This is a genomic window from Amycolatopsis sp. NPDC058986 (genome assembly GCF_042741125.1).
In the GTDB taxonomy this organism is placed as follows: Bacteria; Actinomycetota; Actinomycetes; order Mycobacteriales; family Pseudonocardiaceae; genus Amycolatopsis.
In genome coordinates this window covers 1-17210 of record NZ_JBHYJW010000084.1, presented here as the reverse complement: position 1 = coordinate 17210, position 17210 = coordinate 1, and the positions used below count along the sequence as shown (strand labels likewise).

The following is a 17210-nucleotide window of genomic DNA, read 5'->3' as shown; positions in this document are numbered from 1 at the left end:
GCGCTGCGCGCCTCGTGTCGGGAGGTGCGAGCTTCCGGACTGGAGGAACCGAGGATGACCGTGTCCGTGCCCACGACCACGCGTGCCGTGGTGGACGAACTGCTGCGCCGGATCGGCGAAGGCGACCCCGAGCGCATCGCGGAACTGTACGCCGAGCACGGCGATTGGAAACTGGACTGGCCGGACCACGAACACGGCCGGGCGGCGACCCCGTGGATCCGCCACCGTTCGACCCGCGCCGACGCCGCCGCGCACTACCGCGAACTCGCCGAAAACCACGTGCCGGAGGCCGTGGCCACCGAGGTCGAGCGCATCCTCGTCGACGGGGACGAGGCGGTCGTGCTCGGCGAGATCCGCCAGACCGCCCGGTCCACCGGACGCGCCTACCGCGCACGGTTCGCCCTGCACCTCACCGTCGAAGACGGCCTGGTCACCCGGCATCACGTCTACGAGGACAGCCTCGCCGTGGCGCAAGCCTTCGATCCGAAGGGTCCTCGGTAGCCGCCGCGGGCTTTCCGCGCGTCTGTCCTCTGTGGACTTCTCCGGGGCCGTGTCTCGTCAGACGAGGACGCGGTGGTCGCCGGTGTACAGGTTCATGCTTTCCCCGCGCAGGAATCCGACCAGCGTGATGCCGTTCTCCTCGGCCAGTTCCACCGCCAGCGAGGAGGGCGCCGACACCGCGGCCAGCAGGCCGACACCGGCCATCGCCGCCTTCTGCACGAGTTCGAACGAGGCCCGGCCGGACACCAGCAGGCCGAGGTCGCCCGCCGGGATCCGGTCTTCGAGCAGGGCCCAGCCCAGCACCTTGTCGACGGCGTTGTGCCTGCCGACGTCCTCGCGGACGGCCACCAGCGTGCCGTCGGCGGTGAACAGGGCGGCCGCGTGCAGCCCGCCGGTGCTGGAGAAGACCTTTTGCTTGGCGCGCAAGGCATCCGGAAGAGTGGCGAGGACGTCGCTCTTGACGGCGAGGGGGGCGGTGGCGGGGGAGAAGCGGCTCCGCAGCTTGACGGCGTCGAGGGCCGCCTTGCCGCAGACACCGCAGGAGGACGTCGTGTAGAAGTTGCGTTCCACGCCCGTCTCGGGTGCCGGGACCCCGGGGGCCAGCGCCAGGTCGAGCACGTTGTAGGTGTTGCGGCCCTGATCGTCGACGCCGTCGCAGTAGCGGGCGGTGGCGATGTCCTCACGGGAGCCGAGCACGCCCTCCGACAGCAGGAAGCCGTGGGCGAGCTCGACGTCGTTGCCGGGTGTGCGCATGGTCACGGCGAGCGCCTTGCCGCCGACACGCAGTTCCAGCGGTTCCTCCGCCGCCAGCGTGTCCGGCCGCTGCCGCAGCCCGGTCGCGGTCAGCCGCCGCACCGGCCTGCGTACCGTCACCCTGCCCATCCGGTCCATACCTTTCGCCCGACTTGCCGAACCTTTCGGCCCGCTGAGGGTGCAACACGCCGATTCGGGTAATACATTCCCTGCACCACCCCAGAGTACGGAGGCATCCGATGGGCCTTGGCTTCTTGGGCCGCTCCCGCATCGTCGCACCGTCCGGTTGGACCCGCTGGCTGGTCCCGCCCGCGGCGCTGTCGGTCCACCTTTCGATCGGCCAGGCCTACGCGTGGAGCGTGTTCAAACCCCCGCTGGAGAAGACCCTCGGGCTCACCGGCACGCAGAGCGCCCTGCCGTTCCAGCTGGGCATCGTCATGCTCGGGCTGTCCGCCGCGTTCGGCGGCACACTGGTCGAGCGCAACGGGCCGCGCTGGGCGATGTTCGTCTCCGCCTCCTGCTTTAGCTCGGGGTTCCTGCTCGCGGCGCTCGGCGTGGCCACGAAGCAGTACTGGCTGGTGGTGCTCGGCTACGGCGGGATCGGCGGCGTCGGGCTCGGCATCGGCTACATCTCCCCGGTCTCGACGCTGATCAAGTGGTTCCCGGACCGGCCGGGGATGGCCACCGGCATCGCGATCATGGGCTTCGGTGGCGGCGCGCTCATCGCCTCGCCGTGGTCGTCCTCGATGCTCGGCACGAATCCCGCGTCCTGGTCCGTCGGCGTGGTGGCGACGGCATTCCTGGTGCACGGCCTGGTCTACGCGGTGTTCATGGCGTTCGGGGTGCTGCTCGTCCGGGTGCCCGCCGACGACTGGCGGCCGAAGGGCTGGGAGCCGAAGACCGATCACGGCACCGCGATGATCACCACCGCGAACGTGTCCGCGGCCAACGCGATCAAGACCCCGCAGTTCTGGCTCCTGTGGGTGATCCTGTGCTTCAACGTCACCGCGGGCATCGGCATCCTCGAGAAGGCCGCACCGATGATCACCGACTTCTTCAAGGCGACCTCGACGCCGGTCGGCGCGGCGGCGGCCGCCGGGTTCGTGGCGTTGCTCTCACTGACGAACATGCTCGGCCGGTTCGTCTGGTCGTCCACTTCGGACCTGGTGGGGCGCAAGAACATCTACCGGCTCTACCTCGGCCTCGGCGCGCTGCTGTACCTCGTCATCGCGCTGACGACGAACACCTCCAAGCTGCTGTTCGTGCTGTGCGCGATGGTGATCCTGTCCTTCTACGGCGGCGGTTTCTCGACCATCCCGGCGTACCTGAAGGACCTCTTCGGCACCTACCAGGTCGGCGCGATCCACGGCAGGCTGCTCACCGCGTGGTCGATGGCGGGCGTGCTGGGCCCGCTGATCGTCAACGCGATCGCGGACGGCGAGAAGTCGGCGGGGAAGTCCGGGCCCGCGCTCTACACGTTGTCGTTCTTCATCATGATCGGCCTGCTCGTGGTGGGCTTCGTCGCCAACGAGCTGGTCCGGCCGGTCAATCCGAAGTTCCACGAGCCCGCTGCGGCGGATGCCATCGAGGCGAGGAGTGAGGCGGCATGAGTGAGCACACCCCACCGAAAGCCTGGCTCATCGTGCTCGCCTGGGCCTGGGTCGTGCTGCCCTTCGCCTACGGCGTCTACGAGCTGATCCGCAAGGTCGTCCAGCTCTTCGGCTGACCGCTTGACAAATGGTCAAGAACCCTTGACCATTCATCCTCGTGACTGGGGAGTCCGGAGAATCCGAAGCCGACGTCGTGCGCGTCGAGACCACCGAGCAACTTCGTGCCGTGAGCAATCTCGTGCGGCACCGGATCCTGGCCGTGCTGCGGGACGGGCCGGCGACGATCACGCAGATCGCCGAGCGGCTGGGGCTGGCCAAGGGCAGCTCCAGCCACCACGTGCGGACGCTGGAGCGGGCCGGCCTGATCAAGGTGGTCCGGACCAACAAGGTCCGCGGGGTCGTCGAGCGCTACTACGCCCACGCGGCCCGGCGGATCGTGCTGCCCGAACCGGCACCGGGCCAGTCCGACGTCGTGATGGGGCACGCTTTGGCGGATCTCGCCGAGGCGCCGGAGAACTCGCCCCGGTTGGTGCGCATGCAGCACACCCGCATCAGCGAGGCGAAGTTCGAGGAATTCAGCGAACGATTGCGTGCTCTGCTGGACGAGATCGGCGAAGCACGGGACAGCGAGGAGGACGCCGCGAGCGTCGCCGTCATGTTCTTCCGGCCGCGGGATCCCGGTTCGGTGGACGCGACATGAGCGATGCTTGCGAGCGAATCATAGATGTCATGCGCCAAAAGGGATTCGATACTGTCTCGCGAAGCGAGTCGATCGCATGAGCGCGAAGCTGCCGAGATCTTTTGGCCGGTTGTGGGCGGCGTCCGCGGTGTCCACTGTGGGCGATGGTGTCCTCTTCGCGGCGGCGCCGCTGCTGGCGGTCGGGATCTCCGGCGATCCGATGGTGGTCAGCCTGGTGACCTTCGCGGTCATGCTGCCGTGGCCGCTGTGCGGGTTGTTCTGCGGGGCGCTGGTCGACCGCTGGGACCGCAGGCGCACGATGTGGATCGCCGACCTCGCGCGGGCCGTGCTGCTGGGAATCGCCGTCGTGGCAGGGGTTTCCGGCGTACTCGGGATCCCGGCGCTGATGGTGCTCGCGTTCCTCCTCGGCCTCGGACAGGTCTTCTTCGACACCGCGGCCCAGGCGTACCTGCCGACGCTGCTCGGCCGCGACCAGCCTTCGTTGCGGCGTGCGAATGCCTGGTTGCGTGGTGCGCAGACGACGGGCGAGAGCTTTGTCGGTCCGCCAGCGGGCAGTGCGTTGTTCGCGCTGGGCCGGATGGTGCCGTTCGCCGTCGACGCGACGTCGTTCGTGCTGAGCGCGGTGCTGATCCGGACACTCCCGCCCGCACCGGCGGACGAGGCGGCGCGTCGTCCACTGTGGACAGCCGCGCGGGAAGGGGCGCGTTACCTCGTACGGGATCGGATCCTGCTCGGGCTCGCGCTGCGGCCCGCCGTGGGAAACTTCGCCTTCGCCGCCGCGGCCGCGGTGATGGTGCTGTATGCCAGGGACGCGCTGCGTCTGGATGCCACCGGATACGGCGTGCTGCTGACGACGGAGGCGGTCGGCGGACTGCTCGGCGCGTTCCTCGCCGGTCCGCTGGAACGGCTGCTGGGCACCGGGGGAGCGCTGACCGCGACGGCGGCGATCGAGGCCTCGGCGGTGCTCGGGATGGGCCTGGCGCCCAATGCTGTGCTGGCCGGAGTCGCGTACGCGGTGTGCGGCTGCGGGATGGCGGCCACCATGGTGCTCGGGCCGTCGGTGCGTCAGGCGATCGTCCCCGAACGGCTGCTGGGCCGCGTCATAGCGGCGTCGCGGCTGGTGTCGGTCTCGGCGGGACCGGTCGGCGCGCTGCTCGGCGGTTGGCTGGCGAGCAACGCCGGGGTCCGGGCGCCCTACATCGCGGGTGCGGCCGTGCTCGCGACGATGACGATCGTGACCGCGAGCATGACCAGCAACCGCAAGATCGAGGCCGCGCTCGCCGCCGCCCGCGGTGCCGAAACGCCGGTGGGCTGAAGGGGACTTTCGTCGCATAAGACGCGAGGAAAGCGCCCTTCAGTGCGGCTAACGAGAGGAAAGTCCCCTTCAGCTCAGGCCGGTGAGCAGGTTGCGGCGCGCGGAATCGACGTGTTCCTCGGCGACGCGGGCGAGTTCGTCCGGGTCGCCGTCCCGCAACAGCGCCGCCAGTTCGCGATGTTCGGCGACGACGCGGCTCTGGTAGTGCGCGTGACCGAGCGAGATCCGCTGGAGCTGGAACAGGAACACCTGCGAGCGCACGGCCTGCCACGCCTCGGTGAGCCTGCGGTTGCCCGCGGCCGCGTAGATCCGGTCGTGGAAGGCGATGTCCAGCGCGAGCAGACGGGGACCGTCGGCGTCCGCGCCCGCCTCGCCTGCCATCGCGGCGACCAGCTCGTCCAGCTCGGCGAAATCCTCGGCGGTGGCTTTCGTCCGTGCGGTGAGCGCGGCCAGCCGGTCCAGCGCGGCGCGGACCGAGTACACCTCCTCGACGTCGGCCGCGGTCACCTCGGTCACCGTCGTCGGGCGATGCCAGCCGCCGCGGACCAGCCCTTCGCGCTCCAGCACCGCTAAGCCTTCACGTACCGATCCGCGGCTGATCCCCAGCGACGCGGCCAGTTCGACCTCGCGCAGCGGGGAGCCGGGCGGGAAATGGCCGCCGAAGATCGCTTCGCGGACCCGGTCGGCTGCCTCGTCGGCGAGCCCGCGACGAGCCGCGGGCCGCAGCGGTGTGGCGTTCATGTCCTAATGTTGACATTCGAACATGAACGAGTCAAGGTGAGGGCATCCCGACTCGAAGGAGTGCCATGAGCAGCCGTCCCGCCTTCCATCTCGCCATCCCCGTCGACGACCTCGGCCGCGCCCGTGAGTTCTACGGGGGTGTGCTTGGCCTAACCGAGGGCCGGTCCGCCGACCAGTGGGTGGACTGGGATTTCCACGGCCACCAGGTGGTCACACACGTCGTGCCGGGTGCGCGGGCCGAGGCCGGGCGCAACCCCGTCGACGGCCATGAGGTGCCGGTGCCGCACTTCGGCCTCGTGCTGGACGTCGACGCGTTCCACGTGCTGGCCGGGCGGCTGAAGGACGCGGACACCCGGTTCGTCATCGAGCCGTACCGGCGGTTCGCCCGGGAGCCGGGCGAGCAGTGGACGATGTTCCTGCACGATCCGGCCGGGAACGCCTTGGAATTCAAGGCTTTCCGTGACGAGTCGCAGTTGTTCGCCCGATGACCGGCGTTCTCGTCACCGGCGCGTCACGCGGTATCGGACGCGCCGTCGCGCGGGCGTTCGCCGAACAGGGCCACCGGATCGCGGTCCACTACGGCTCCCGTGTCGAGGATGCCGAGGAAACCTGTGCCTCGCTGCCAGGGGAAGGACACGTCCTCGTCTCGGGCGATCTCGGTGATCCCGTTGTGGCGCAAGGTATCGCCGACACCGCGGAGGAAGCTCTCGACGGTGTCGACGTGCTCGTCAACAATGCCGCCGTCGCGACCTCCGAGGCCACCGCGCACGCCGTGGCCGACGTGTCCTATGTGGACTGGCAGCGGATCTGGCGGCGCATGGTCGACGTCAACCTCCTTGGCGCGGCGAACGTCACCTATTGCGTGGCCCGGCACATGATCGACCGCGGCGTGTCCGGCCGGATCGTCAACATCGGCTCGCGGGGCGCGTTCCGCGGCGAGCCCGATCATCCCGCGTACGGCGCGAGCAAGGCGGCGCTGCACGCGTTCGGTCAGTCGCTCGCCGTATCCCTTGCCCCGCACGGGATCGCGGTCACCTCGGTGGCGCCCGGCTTCACCGCGACCGAGCGCGTCGCGGATCGGCTGACGGGGGAGTCCGGAGATGTCCTCCGTGGACAGAGCCCGTTCGGCCGAGTCGGGACACCGGCGGAGATCGCCGCGGCTGTCGTCTATCTCGCCTCACCGGCCGCGACCTGGGCTTCCGGGGCGATTCTCGACCTGAACGGCGCCTCCCACCTGCGAACCTGAGCTGTGATCCGGGCCACTTTTGCAGCTGAAAGGCGAGGCCGCGCGTCTGTAGGTACGTGCACAGTGCCGCAAAAGCCGTGGTCGCGGGTCTCGCGTTGGTCGTCTTCGCCGGGACGGCCTATGGCTACTCGACGCTCAAATCGCTCGACGGGGTCACGAGAAGCGACGTCATCGGCGAGGAGGGCGAGGCCAAGCCCGGGGAACAACCCGCCGACGGCTCGCTGGACATCCTGCTCGTCGGCCGGGACTCGCGGACCGACGGGCAGGGCAACCCGCTGTCCGCAGACATGCTGCGAGAGCTGCGAGCGGGCGCCAACGGCGACGACCTGACCGACACGCTCATCGTGCTGCGCATCCCGAACGGCACGCACGACGTCCACGCGTTCTCGATCCCGCGTGACAGCTATGTCTCGATGCCGGGTGGCAAGGACAAGATCAACTCGGCGTTCGGGACCGCGAAACTCGCCGAGGCCGAGCGGCAGCAGCGGGCCGGGGAAACCGACAAGGCGAAGGCCGCCCAGGCCGCGCTGACCGCGGGCCGCCGGGCGACGCGGCAGGTGGTCGAGGACCTCACCGGCGTCAAGATCGACCATTTCGCCGAGGTCAACCTGCTGAGCTTCTACGAGATCAGCAAGGCGATCGGCGGCGTCGACGTCTGCCTGAACAAGGCCACCAAGGACGAGAACTCCGGCGCGAACTTCCGCAAGGGCGAGCAGACGATCTCCGGCGCCGACGCGCTCGCCTTCGTGCGGCAGCGGGAAAACCTGCCGCGCAGCGACCTGGACCGCGTGCGCCGCCAGCAGGTCTTCCTCGCCTCGCTCGCCAAGAAAGTGCTTTCCGGTGGCACGCTGGCGAATCCTGCCAAACTGTCCGACCTCATCGACGCGGTGAAGCGGTCGGTGGTACTCGACGAGGGGTGGAACCTGCTCGACTTCGTGGCCCAGATGCGCGGGGTCACCGGCGGTGGTATCCAGTTCGGCACGGTTCCGGTGGTGAACCCGGACTACCGCTACAACCCGCAGCATCCTTCGTGGACCGCGGTGCAGGTGGATCCCGCACAGGTCAAGGCTTTCGCGGCCGGGCTCATCGCGAAGCCGGGCGGCGCACCGCCGTCCTCGCAGACGCCCACCGGCCCGACCGTCGACGTCGCGAACGCCGGAGGCAAGGCCGGGCTCGCCGGGCGTGTCGCGGATGTGTTGCGGGACAAGGGTTTCAAGCCGGGCGAGACCAGTAACGCGCCGGCGCGGAAGACGTCGGTGGTGCGGTTCCCGGCAGGGTTGGCCGACCGCGCCATGGACATCGCGAACCAGCTCGGCGGCTTGGCGACGGAACAGTCCACTTCGGTCACGGCGGGGCACATCGAGGTCGTGCTCGGGCAGGTCTACTCCGGGCCGGGGGTGAACGGCGGCGGTGGAGCGCCGGGCGCGCCCGACCCCGACGCGCCGATCACCTCCGGCGGCGTGGTCTGCGTGGACTGACTCACTTCTCCGGTGGCACAAGGCCGTTCTTGGCGACCGGCAGCGCCAGCTGTCCTCGTCCGGCGACCTTCGCGGTTTCGACAGGGAGCTTGGCCAGCACCGGGTTCAGGTGCGTCAGTTTCAGCGTCAGCACGGCGGGGCCGGGGTTCGGGCCGCCGACGACGTCGAACTTCTCCAGATCCACCCAGCGCACGGTGTTCAGGACGTCGCCGGGTACCTCGTCGCCGCTCTTGAGCACCGGGACGCAGAGGCCACGGGCCTCGGTCACCCGGACGTCGAACTTCGGCAGGCCCGCCAGCAGCGGGTTGAGATGGCTCAGTGTCAACGGAATCCCCAGGGGATCCTGCGGCTTCAGCGAATAGCAGGCGAGGTCGATGTGCTGGACGAAGCGCAGGACGTCCGGCGGTGGGATCTTGCCGTTCTTCGCGACGGGGACACACAACTGCTCCGGCGTGCCGATGACGCCCTCGGTGTCCCGTGCGCCGAGTTTCCGGACCACGGGGTTGAGCTGGCTCAACCGGAGCGGGAATTCGACGGTCCGGCCCTGGACCCGGTAGCACGAAAGGTCGACCCACCGTACGAAGTCGACGATGCCCGCGGGCGGGATGTTGCCGTTCTTCGCGACCGGCACGCAGAGCTGGTCGCGGGTGCCGAGCCGGACCGTGTCCCCGCCCAGGTTCGCCAGCACCGGGTTGAGGTGCTTGAACGACACCGAAACCGGTGGCGGGGTGTAGGGGTCCGTGGCCTGGCAGAAGAGATCGAGCTGGGAGACGAACGGGAGCGGCGGCGGGGCAGGGACGGCGGCGGTGGCCGTCGGCCCGAGCCCCGGCAGGACGGCGAACAGGAGCGCGGCGGCTGTGGCGGCGAACGCGCGCGGGGCCGATCTTCGTGACATGGCAAGGCCTTCCGGTTTGTCCGGGAAAAGCGGAACGCTTTCACCGTCACCCCGGTGAGGCCCTGCCACCACCGCCAAGCGGAGGTATGCCCCCGAGGCCGCCCGATCGGCGGCCCCAAGGGGTCACGCGAGCGCGGGCTCCAGCCGGATCACGATCGCCTTCGACACCGGCGTGTTCGACTTCTCGGCCACGGAATCCAGCGGTACCAACGCGTTCGCCTCGGGGAAGTACGCCGCCGCGCAGCCGCGCGCGGTCGGGTAGGCCACCACGCGGAAGCGCGGCGCGCGACGGTCGCCGTCACTCCACTCCGACACCAGGTCGACCATCGACCCGTCGGCGACGTCGAGCGCGGCGAGGTCGTCCGGGTTGACCAGGACCACGCGGCGCGCGTTCTCGACGCCACGATAGCGGTCGGACAGACCGTAGATCGTGGTGTTGTACTGGTCGTGGCTGCGCATGGTCTGCAACAGCAGCCGTCCGGCGGGCACCTGCGGGAATTCCAGCTCCGACACGGTGAAATTGCCCTTACCGGTGGACGTTCCGGTGAACTGCCGCGAATCGCGCGGCGGATGCGGCAGGACGAAGCCGTCCGGCTCGCGGACCCGCCTGTTGTAGTCCTCGCAGCCGGGCACGACTCGGCTGATCCGGTCCCGGATCAGGTCGTAGTCGCCGACGAAGTCCCGCCACGGCACCGCGTGCCCGGTGCCGAGCAGTTTCTCCGCGACACCGCAGATGATCGCGACCTCCGAGCGCAGCTCCTTGTCCGCCGGCGCCAGCCTGCCGCGCGACATGTGCACCTGCGACATCGAGTCCTCGACCGTGACGAACTGCTCGCCCACGGCCTGCACGTCCCGTTCGGTGCGCCCGAGTGTCGGCAGGATGAGCGCGGTCTTGCCGGGCACCACGTGCGAACGGTTGAGCTTCGTCGACACCTGGACGGTCAGCGCGCAGGACCGCAGTGCCTGCTCGGTCCGCTCCGAATCCGGGGTGGCGGCGGCGAAATTGCCGCCCATCGCGAAGAACACCTTGCCCCGGCCGTCGCGCATCGCGCGGATCGAGTCGACGACGTCCCAGCCGTGCTCGCGGGGTACGTGGATGCCGAACTCGGCGTCCAGCGCGTCCATGAAGGCGTCCGGCATCTTCTCCCAGACACCCATCGTGCGGTCGCCCTGGACGTTCGAGTGCCCGCGGACCGGGCACAGCCCGGCGCCGGGCTTGCCGATCATCCCGCGCAGCAGCGCCAGGTTCGTGACCTCGGAGATCGTCGGCACGGCGTGCTTGTGCTGGGTGAGCCCCATCGCCCAGCAGTAGATCGTGCGCTCGGACGTCGCGATCATCCTGGCGATCCGCTCGATCTGCTCGCGCTCCAGGCCGGTCGCGGTTTCGACGTCTGCCCAGTCGATCTCGCGCAGGTGCTTCGCGTAGTCGTCGAACCCGGTGGTCGTGTCCGTGACGAAGGCGTGGTCGACGATCGAGCCGGGCGCCTCCTCCTCCCACGCCAGCAGCAGATGCCCGATCGCCTGGAACAACGCGAGGTCACCGCCGAGCCGGATCTGCGCGAACTCGTCGGCGAGCGCGGTGCCCTTGCCGATCATGCCCCGGACGTTCTGCGGGTTCTTGAACCGCATCAGCCCGGCCTCGGGCAGCGGGTTGACGGCGATGACCTTGGCGCCGTGCCCCTTCGCCGTCTCCAGTGCCGAGAGCATCCGCGGGTGGTTCGTGCCCGGGTTCTGGCCGACCACCACGATCAGGTCCGCGTGGTGCACGTCGGCCAGCGTCACCGATCCCTTGCCGATGCCGATGGCCGCCGACAGCGCCGCGCCGGAGGACTCGTGACACATGTTCGAGCAGTCCGGCAGGTTGTTCGTCCCGTAGGACCGCACTAGCAGCTGATAGAGAAACGCGGCCTCGTTGCTGGTGCGGCCGGAGGTGTAGAAGACCGCCTCGTTCGGGTCGTGCAGCTCGCGCAGCTTGTCCGCGACGAGCGTGAACGCGTCGTCCCAGGAGATCGGCTCGTAGTGCGTCGCGCCTTCGCGCAACACGAACGGTTCGGTGAGCCGTCCCTGTTGGCCGAGCCAGAAATCGGTCCGGGTGTTCAGTTCCTCGACCGAGTGCGTCGCGAAGAACTCCCGCCCGACGCGCCGCTTCGTGGCTTCCTCCGCGACGGCCTTCGCGCCGTTCTCGCAGAACTCGGCCAGCTTGCGGTGTTCGCCGTCGGCCTCGCGCGGCTCGGGCCACGCGCAGCCTGGGCAGTCGAAGCCCTCGCGCTGGTTCAGCAGGCGCAGGGTGCGGACCGTCCGTCCGGCACCCATCTGCTCGACACCGCGGACAAGCGAAACGGCCACGCCGGGTATCCCCGCCGCGTATCCCTTGGGCTTGCCGGTTTCGAGCCGGGCTTCGTCGATGTCGTCGGTCGGTGCTTCACGCGTCACCCGCTCATCGTGCGCCTTCACCGCCCGGCGGTAAACCGGGGGTCCTATTCCCGGTGGTCACCGGTTCGGCCGCGCTCGCGCAGGCCCCGGTCGAAGACGGTCACCGCGAGCAGGATCACGCTGACGACGACGAGCGCGATCGCCAGCCGGTGCAGGCCCTCGTCCCCGGCGTGCGCGCCGAAGCACTGGGCGATGAGTGTCGACGCCACGATCGCGCCGAGGTACTGCGCCGAGCGGAACAGCCCGCTCGCGGTGCCCATCTGGTCGGCGGGTGCCTCGCGGTAGAGCCGGTTCTGGTTGGCCACGCTGGTCAGCCCCTGGGCGAGGCCGAACATCGCGGTCAGCGCCAGCAGCACCCCGAGCCAGGTGTGCTCGCCCACGAACAGCAGCAGGACCGACCCGGCGGTCAGCGCGACGACGGTAATGACGAGCCGGGCCCGGACACCGGTGGCGCGCCCGGAGAACGCGGCCGCGCCGACCGCGACCCCCGACATCGGCAGCAGCATCGCCCCGGCGGCCTCCTCGCTCAGGTGCCGCGCGGTCTCCAGCCACTGCGCGTAGCCGAACATGATCGCGTAGATGGCCAGGAAGCTCAGGCCCTGCCGCAGGTAGGTGCGCAGGATGGCGCGGTTCGCGGCGAGCATCCGCAGGTCCAGAAACGGCTGCTGGGCACGGAGTTCGACGAAGACCAGCATCGCCCCCGCGGCCACCGCGGCGGCCAGCAGGTAGAGGTCGTCGACGCCGGGGTCCATCAGGTACAACAGCAGCGCGAGCAGGGTCGCGGCGAACAGCACGATCCCGGTGACGTCGATCGGCGCCCGCTGCTCGCCCTTGTCGCGAAGGTCGTCCTTCGGCACCCAGAACAGCGCGAGCAGCAGCGAGGCGCCGGCGAGCGGGATGTTGACCGCGAAGATCGCGGGCCAGCCGAACAGGGCGATCAGCACGCCACCCAGCGTCGGGCCGATCACCATGATCGTCTGCGAGGACATGGCCAGCACCGACAGCACCCGCGCCGGGACTCCCTGCCCGGACGCCTCGGCGCGTTGGCGCAGGACCGCCATCGCGGCGGGGAAACCGGCACAGGTGCCGACGCCGAGCAGCGCGCGGACGCCGGTCAGCCAGCCGACCGAGATCGGGAGCATCCCGGCGACGCCGGCGACGATGACCACGGCCGCGCCGCCGATGAGCACGCGGCGGGCTCCGTAACGGTCCACGAGGAGACCGACCACCGGCTGTCCGACGGCGGTCGCGAGGTAGAGCGCGGAGATGAGCCAGGCCGTCTGGCCGGGCCCGGCGCCGAAGGCCTGTCCGATCGGGACGAGCGCGACGGCGATGAGGGTCGAGTTGATCGGGTTGAGCACCGCCCCGGCCACCAGTGGGGTGACCAGTTTCGGGCCGAATCGGGCGGTCTTCGCGGCTGCGCTCTGCGTGGTCGTGGCGTGCTCCTTCACAGTTGCGCGACGCGCTGCAGCAGGGGCAGCGCGCGGGTGACGGTTTCGAGTTCCTCTGCGGTCAGCTCGTTCGCGAGCGCCTGCGCCAGCCACTCGTCGCGGTGCTGGAAGACACCGCGGACGGTCTTGCGGCCGAGGTCGGACAGGTCGATCACGGTGCGCCTGCCGTCGGCGGGATCGGGCGTGCGGGTCAGGTAATCGAGGCCGTCGAGGACGCCGAGCGTCGCGGCCATCGACTGCTGGCGGACGTGCTCCGCCGCGGCCAGTTCCCCCTGGGTGGCCGGGCCTTCGCGGTAGAGCCGGTTGAGCACGGCGGACTGCGAAGGCGTGAGGATCTCGGCGTTGTCGACCTGACGCAGCCTGCGGTGCAGCTGCCCGACGACGCCGCGGATCCAGCCCGCCGACTCGGCGACATGAGCGGGAACGGTAGCCATAGTGCACAGCCTAGCCTGTGCAGTTTGGCCTGTGGGTATTACCGATGGTACCTGGCTGGGCGCGGTCGGTCGGTGTACCGAGGGACGCCCTTGTGCTGAAGGACGCTTTCAGTGCGTTGGGCGCGCCGAGGGACGCCCCCGGTGCATCCAGCGCACTCAGGGACGCTCTCGTCGCACCGGGGCTCGTACGCGGGTCGAGCGGGTCCGTGAATGTCACATCGAGGGACTCAGAGTCCGTGAATGTGGCATTCACGGACTCGCCGAAGGAATGAACGGAAGATTCAGGACACCCCGAGGCCCCCTACCCGACACGGTAGCCGGAGGGGACGACGAAACGGGGGTACGGCGGGGCGGCGGGGTGCTGAAGGGCGCTTTCAGTGCGTTGGGTGAGCTGAAGGGCGCCTTCAGCTCACTGGACGCACCGAAGGCGCCTTTCGGCTCGGCGGGGAGGAGGTCAGCGCGCGATGGGGAGATCGGGCCGGACCGGGGCGGCGGCCGCGCCGTACAGGATGTCGGTCAGGCGCGCGGGGTCGTTCACGCCGGGGCCGTTGGCCTGGCGCAGGATTACCGTCGTCGCCACCAGCGCGATCAGGAGCGTGATCGCGACGACCCCCGGCCACCGGCTGGTGCTGCCGTAGCCGCCGAAACCCTGCGCGCGGCGTTCCCGCTTGCGGCGCTTCTTGAGTTCCTTCTTCGCACCCAGCCAGGCGTCCAGTTCGGCGTGCTTGCGCCATTCCGGGTCGACCAGGTCCGGATGCGTCTCGATGCGCCGGTCTTCCGGCTCCTCCACGGCTTCCCCTCTCTCGCACGCGCCGCTCACCGGCGCCTACCTCATGATCGTCACGGCCGGTGAGCAAGGCGAGTGAAACCCGCCGCGGCGGGTTCGTAGACTGGTCCATTGTGACCGAGAACGCTCCGCAGCAGCAGACCGACCTCCCGGGTGCCTGGAACCCGGCCGCCGAAGAAGCCCCCCTGTACGAGGGCTGGGTAGCCGCCGGGTACTTCACCGCCGACGCCGGGTCGGGCAAGCCGCCGTTCTCGATCGTACTTCCGCCGCCGAACGTCACCGGCAGCCTGCACATGGGCCACGCCCTCAACCACACCCTGATGGACGCGATGAGCCGTCGCCGCCGCATGCAGGGCTACGAGGTGCTGTGGCTGCCGGGCATGGACCACGCCGGCATCGCCACGCAGAACGTCGTCGAGCGCCAGCTGGCCGGGGAAGGTCTCTCGCGGCACGACCTCGGCCGTGAGAAGTTCGTCGAGCGCGTGTGGGAGTGGAAGGCCGAGTACGGCGGCAAGATCCTCGACCAGATGCGCCGCCTCGGCGACGGCGTCGACTGGAGCCGCGAGCGGTTCACCATGGACGAGAACCTGTCCAAGGCCGTCCAGACGGTGTTCAAGAACTTCTTCGAGGCCGGTCTGATCTACCGCGCCGAGCGGATCATCAACTGGTGCCCGCGTTGCCAGACGGCGCTGTCGGACATCGAGGTCGACCACAGTGACGACGACGGCGAGCTCGTCTCGATCCGCTACGGCGACGGTGACGACGCCATCGTCGTGGCCACGACCCGCGCCGAGACGATGCTCGGCGACACCGCGGTCGCCGTCCACCCGGACGACGAGCGCTACGCCCACCTGGTCGGCACCGAGGTCGAGCTGCCGCTCACCGGCCGCCGCATCCCGATCGTGGCCGACAAGCACGTCGACCCCGAGTTCGGCACCGGCGCGGTCAAGGTGACCCCGGCGCATGACCCCAACGACTTCGAGATCGGCCGCCGCCACGACCTGCCGATGCTCACGATCATGAACGAGCGCGCCGAGATCACCGCGGCCGGGCCGTTCGAGGGCCTGGACCGGTTCGAGGCGCGGCCCGCGGTCGTCGCCGCGCTGCGCGAGGCGGGCCGGATCGTCGCCGAGAAGCGCCCGTACGTGCACGCCGTCGGGCACTGTTCCCGGTGCGACACCGTGGTCGAGCCGCGGCTTTCGCTGCAGTGGTGGGTCAAGGTCGAGGAGCTGGCCCGTAAGGCGGGTGAGGCGGTGCGCGACGGCCGCACCGAGATTCACCCGCCGGAGCTGGCGAAGCGCTACTTCGACTGGGTCGACAACATGCACGACTGGACGATTTCGCGCCAGCTGTGGTGGGGCCACCGGATCCCGGTCTGGTACGGCCCCGACGGCGAGGTCGTCTGCGTCGGGCCCGACGAGCAGCCGCCGAGCGGCGAGGGCTGGACGCAGGACCCGGACGTCCTCGACACCTGGTTCTCCTCCGGCCTGTGGCCGATGTCGACCATGGGCTGGCCGGAGCAGACCGCGGACCTGGCGAAGTTCTATCCGACCAGCGTGCTGTCCACCGGTTACGACATCCTGTTCTTCTGGGTCGTGCGGATGATGATGATCGGCGTCCACGAGATGGCCGGCGCCCAGCCGTTCGACCACGTCTACCTGCACGGCCTGATCCGCGACGCGCAGGGCAAGAAGATGTCGAAGTCGCGCGGCAACGTCATCGACCCGCTGGAGTGGATGGACGCCTACGGCGCCGACGCCACCCGCTTCACCCTCGCCCGCGGCGCCAACCCCGGCGCGGACATGGCACTCGCCGACGAGTGGGCGGCCGGCTCCCGCAACTTCTGCACGAAGCTGTGGAACGCCAGCAAGTTCGCGATGATGAACGGCGCCACCGCGGCGGGTTCGCTCCCGGCGGCTTCGGAGCTGACCGAGTCCGACCGCTGGATCCTCGGCAGGCTCGAAGCGCTCGTGTCCGAAGTGGACGGTCTGTTCGAGGACTTCCAGTTCGCCAAGGTCTCCAGCGCGCTTTATCAGTTCACCTGGAACGAGCTGTGCGACTGGTACCTGGAACTGGCGAAGGTCCAGCTGTACCAAGGCGATTCCGCCAGGGTCGAGGCGACCCGCGCGGTGCTCGGGCACGTGCTCGACACCGTGCTCCGGCTGCTGCACCCGTTCATCCCGTTCATCACCGAGAAGCTGTGGAAGGCGCTGACCGGTGGCGAATCGCTGGTGATCGCGTCCTGGCCGTCGCCAGCCTCCGGCTACGCCGACGCGCAGGCCGACACGCGCATCGCCGACGTCCAGAAGCTCGTCACCGAGATCCGCCGGTTCCGGGCCGACCAGGGACTCAAACCGGGCCAGAAGGTCTCCTCGCGGCTCGCGGGTGCCGGGTTCGGCGACGTCGCCGGGCACGAGGACGCGATCCGTTCGCTGGTCCGGCTCACCGCGCCGGAGGACGGGTTCTCCGCGAGCGCGTCGCTCGAGGTCGCGATCACCGGCGGGACCGTCACGGTCGAGCTGGACCTGTCCGGCACGGTCGACGTCGCGGCCGAGCGCAAGCGGCTGCAGAAGGACCTCGGCGCCGCGCAGAAGGAACTCGCGCAGACCGAGGGCAAGCTCGCCAACGAGGCTTTCATCGCCAAGGCGCCCGAGCACGTGATCGAGAAGATCAAGGCGCGCAAGGAAACCGCGGTCGCCGACATCGACCGCATCACCGCCCGCCTCGCCGCCCTGCCGTCGGCCTGACCCACCCGACCCAGCGGGGCTCATGCGCCCCAATGGGGTTTTTTCATCCTGTTGGTGCTGGTCTGGGTGCTTGACGGGGTGGGTTGTGGTTGTGCCGTAGGGGTTTGCTGGGTTGCGTA

The 17210-nt window shown here is 69.7% G+C and carries 15 protein-coding genes; 8 read left to right on the top strand and 7 right to left on the bottom strand.

What is annotated here, in order from left to right:
- Positions 1–54 precede the first annotated feature (54 nt).
- On the top strand, positions 55–501 hold the full coding sequence (locus ACFW0G_RS41510) for a nuclear transport factor 2 family protein (protein WP_378331038.1): 447 nt from the start codon (positions 55–57) through the stop codon (positions 499–501).
- 57 nt (positions 502–558) lie between these two features.
- On the opposite strand, the gene fdhD is transcribed toward ACFW0G_RS41510, so the two are convergent.
- Positions 559–1383, bottom strand: coding sequence for a formate dehydrogenase accessory sulfurtransferase FdhD (fdhD, locus tag ACFW0G_RS41505; protein WP_378331037.1), 825 nt, complete (start codon positions 1381–1383; stop codon positions 559–561).
- 110 nt (positions 1384–1493) lie between these two features.
- On the opposite strand from fdhD, the gene ACFW0G_RS41500 reads away from it, so the two are divergent.
- The 3 genes from ACFW0G_RS41500 (at position 1494) to ACFW0G_RS41490 (ending at position 4879) form a co-directional block, all read left to right on the top strand.
- The gene (locus ACFW0G_RS41500; protein ID WP_378331036.1) at positions 1494–2864 is read left to right on the top strand and encodes an OFA family MFS transporter; all 1371 of its coding nucleotides are present in this window, start codon (positions 1494–1496) and stop codon (positions 2862–2864) included.
- Positions 2865–3021: 157 nt separating this feature from the next.
- On the top strand, positions 3022–3564 hold the full coding sequence (locus tag ACFW0G_RS41495; RefSeq protein WP_378331035.1) for an ArsR/SmtB family transcription factor: 543 nt from the start codon (positions 3022–3024) through the stop codon (positions 3562–3564).
- Positions 3565–3640: 76 nt separating this feature from the next.
- Entirely contained in the window at positions 3641–4879 is a 1239-nt protein-coding gene (locus ACFW0G_RS41490) for an MFS transporter (protein WP_378331034.1), read from the top strand.
- A 69-nt stretch (positions 4880–4948) separates the two neighbouring features.
- On the opposite strand, the gene ACFW0G_RS41485 is transcribed toward ACFW0G_RS41490, so the two are convergent.
- Entirely contained in the window at positions 4949–5620 is a 672-nt protein-coding gene (locus tag ACFW0G_RS41485) for a GntR family transcriptional regulator (protein WP_378331033.1), read from the bottom strand.
- 65 nt (positions 5621–5685) lie between these two features.
- Between ACFW0G_RS41485 and ACFW0G_RS41480 the strand changes: the two genes are divergently transcribed.
- Genes ACFW0G_RS41480 through ACFW0G_RS41470 form a run of 3 tightly spaced genes read left to right on the top strand, consistent with a single transcriptional unit; the run spans position 5686 to position 8344 of the window.
- The gene (locus tag ACFW0G_RS41480) at positions 5686–6108 is read left to right on the top strand and encodes a VOC family protein (RefSeq protein ID WP_378331032.1); all 423 of its coding nucleotides are present in this window, start codon (positions 5686–5688) and stop codon (positions 6106–6108) included.
- The gene (locus tag ACFW0G_RS41475) at positions 6105–6866 is read left to right on the top strand and encodes an SDR family NAD(P)-dependent oxidoreductase (RefSeq protein WP_378331031.1); all 762 of its coding nucleotides are present in this window, start codon (positions 6105–6107) and stop codon (positions 6864–6866) included. Before ACFW0G_RS41480 ends, ACFW0G_RS41475 begins: the two co-directional genes overlap by 4 nt.
- 56 nt (positions 6867–6922) lie before the next feature.
- Positions 6923–8344: an LCP family protein gene (locus ACFW0G_RS41470; RefSeq protein ID WP_378331030.1), complete on the top strand. Its 1422-nt coding sequence runs from the start codon at positions 6923–6925 to the stop codon at positions 8342–8344.
- Position 8345: 1 nt separating this feature from the next.
- Here ACFW0G_RS41470 and ACFW0G_RS41465 read toward each other — a convergent pair whose 3' ends face one another.
- The 5 genes from ACFW0G_RS41465 to ACFW0G_RS41445 all read right to left on the bottom strand — a co-directional run bounded on the left by ACFW0G_RS41465 (position 8346) and on the right by ACFW0G_RS41445 (position 14347).
- Positions 8346–9239: a hypothetical protein gene (locus tag ACFW0G_RS41465; protein ID WP_378331029.1), complete on the bottom strand. Its 894-nt coding sequence runs from the start codon at positions 9237–9239 to the stop codon at positions 8346–8348.
- A 123-nt stretch (positions 9240–9362) separates the two neighbouring features.
- A complete protein-coding gene (locus tag ACFW0G_RS41460) occupies positions 9363–11672 on the bottom strand; it encodes an FdhF/YdeP family oxidoreductase (protein WP_378331028.1) in 2310 nt (769 codons plus the stop codon).
- Between the two features lie 44 nt (positions 11673–11716).
- Positions 11717–13045, bottom strand: a complete 1329-nt coding sequence (locus tag ACFW0G_RS41455; RefSeq protein ID WP_378331054.1) for an MFS transporter — start codon at positions 13043–13045, stop codon at positions 11717–11719.
- Positions 13046–13119: 74 nt separating this feature from the next.
- Positions 13120–13557 carry a MarR family winged helix-turn-helix transcriptional regulator gene (locus ACFW0G_RS41450; RefSeq protein WP_378331027.1) on the bottom strand — a complete coding sequence of 146 codons (438 nt, stop codon included), beginning with the start codon at positions 13555–13557 and terminating at the stop codon, positions 13120–13122.
- Positions 13558–14011: 454 nt separating this feature from the next.
- Complete coding sequence (locus tag ACFW0G_RS41445) at positions 14012–14347, bottom strand: hypothetical protein (RefSeq protein ID WP_378331026.1); 336 nt, start codon at positions 14345–14347, stop codon at positions 14012–14014.
- 110 nt (positions 14348–14457) lie between these two features.
- Between ACFW0G_RS41445 and ACFW0G_RS41440 the strand changes: the two genes are divergently transcribed.
- The gene (locus tag ACFW0G_RS41440) at positions 14458–17091 is read left to right on the top strand and encodes a valine--tRNA ligase (protein ID WP_378331025.1); all 2634 of its coding nucleotides are present in this window, start codon (positions 14458–14460) and stop codon (positions 17089–17091) included.
- Positions 17092–17210 lie beyond the last annotated feature (119 nt).

Coding starts and splice junctions, on each gene's coding strand:
- ACFW0G_RS41510 (WP_378331038.1), top strand. CDS start 55: ATGACCGTGTCCGTGCCCACGACCACGCGTGCCGTGGTGGACGAACTG.
- fdhD (WP_378331037.1), bottom strand. CDS start 1,383: ATGGGCAGGGTGACGGTACGCAGGCCGGTGCGGCGGCTGACCGCGACC.
- ACFW0G_RS41500 (WP_378331036.1), top strand. CDS start 1,494: ATGGGCCTTGGCTTCTTGGGCCGCTCCCGCATCGTCGCACCGTCCGGT.
- ACFW0G_RS41490 (WP_378331034.1), top strand. CDS start 3,641: ATGAGCGCGAAGCTGCCGAGATCTTTTGGCCGGTTGTGGGCGGCGTCC.
- ACFW0G_RS41485 (WP_378331033.1), bottom strand. CDS start 5,620: ATGAACGCCACACCGCTGCGGCCCGCGGCTCGTCGCGGGCTCGCCGAC.
- ACFW0G_RS41480 (WP_378331032.1), top strand. CDS start 5,686: ATGAGCAGCCGTCCCGCCTTCCATCTCGCCATCCCCGTCGACGACCTC.
- ACFW0G_RS41475 (WP_378331031.1), top strand. CDS start 6,105: ATGACCGGCGTTCTCGTCACCGGCGCGTCACGCGGTATCGGACGCGCC.
- ACFW0G_RS41465 (WP_378331029.1), bottom strand. CDS start 9,239: ATGTCACGAAGATCGGCCCCGCGCGCGTTCGCCGCCACAGCCGCCGCG.
- ACFW0G_RS41450 (WP_378331027.1), bottom strand. CDS start 13,557: ATGGCTACCGTTCCCGCTCATGTCGCCGAGTCGGCGGGCTGGATCCGC.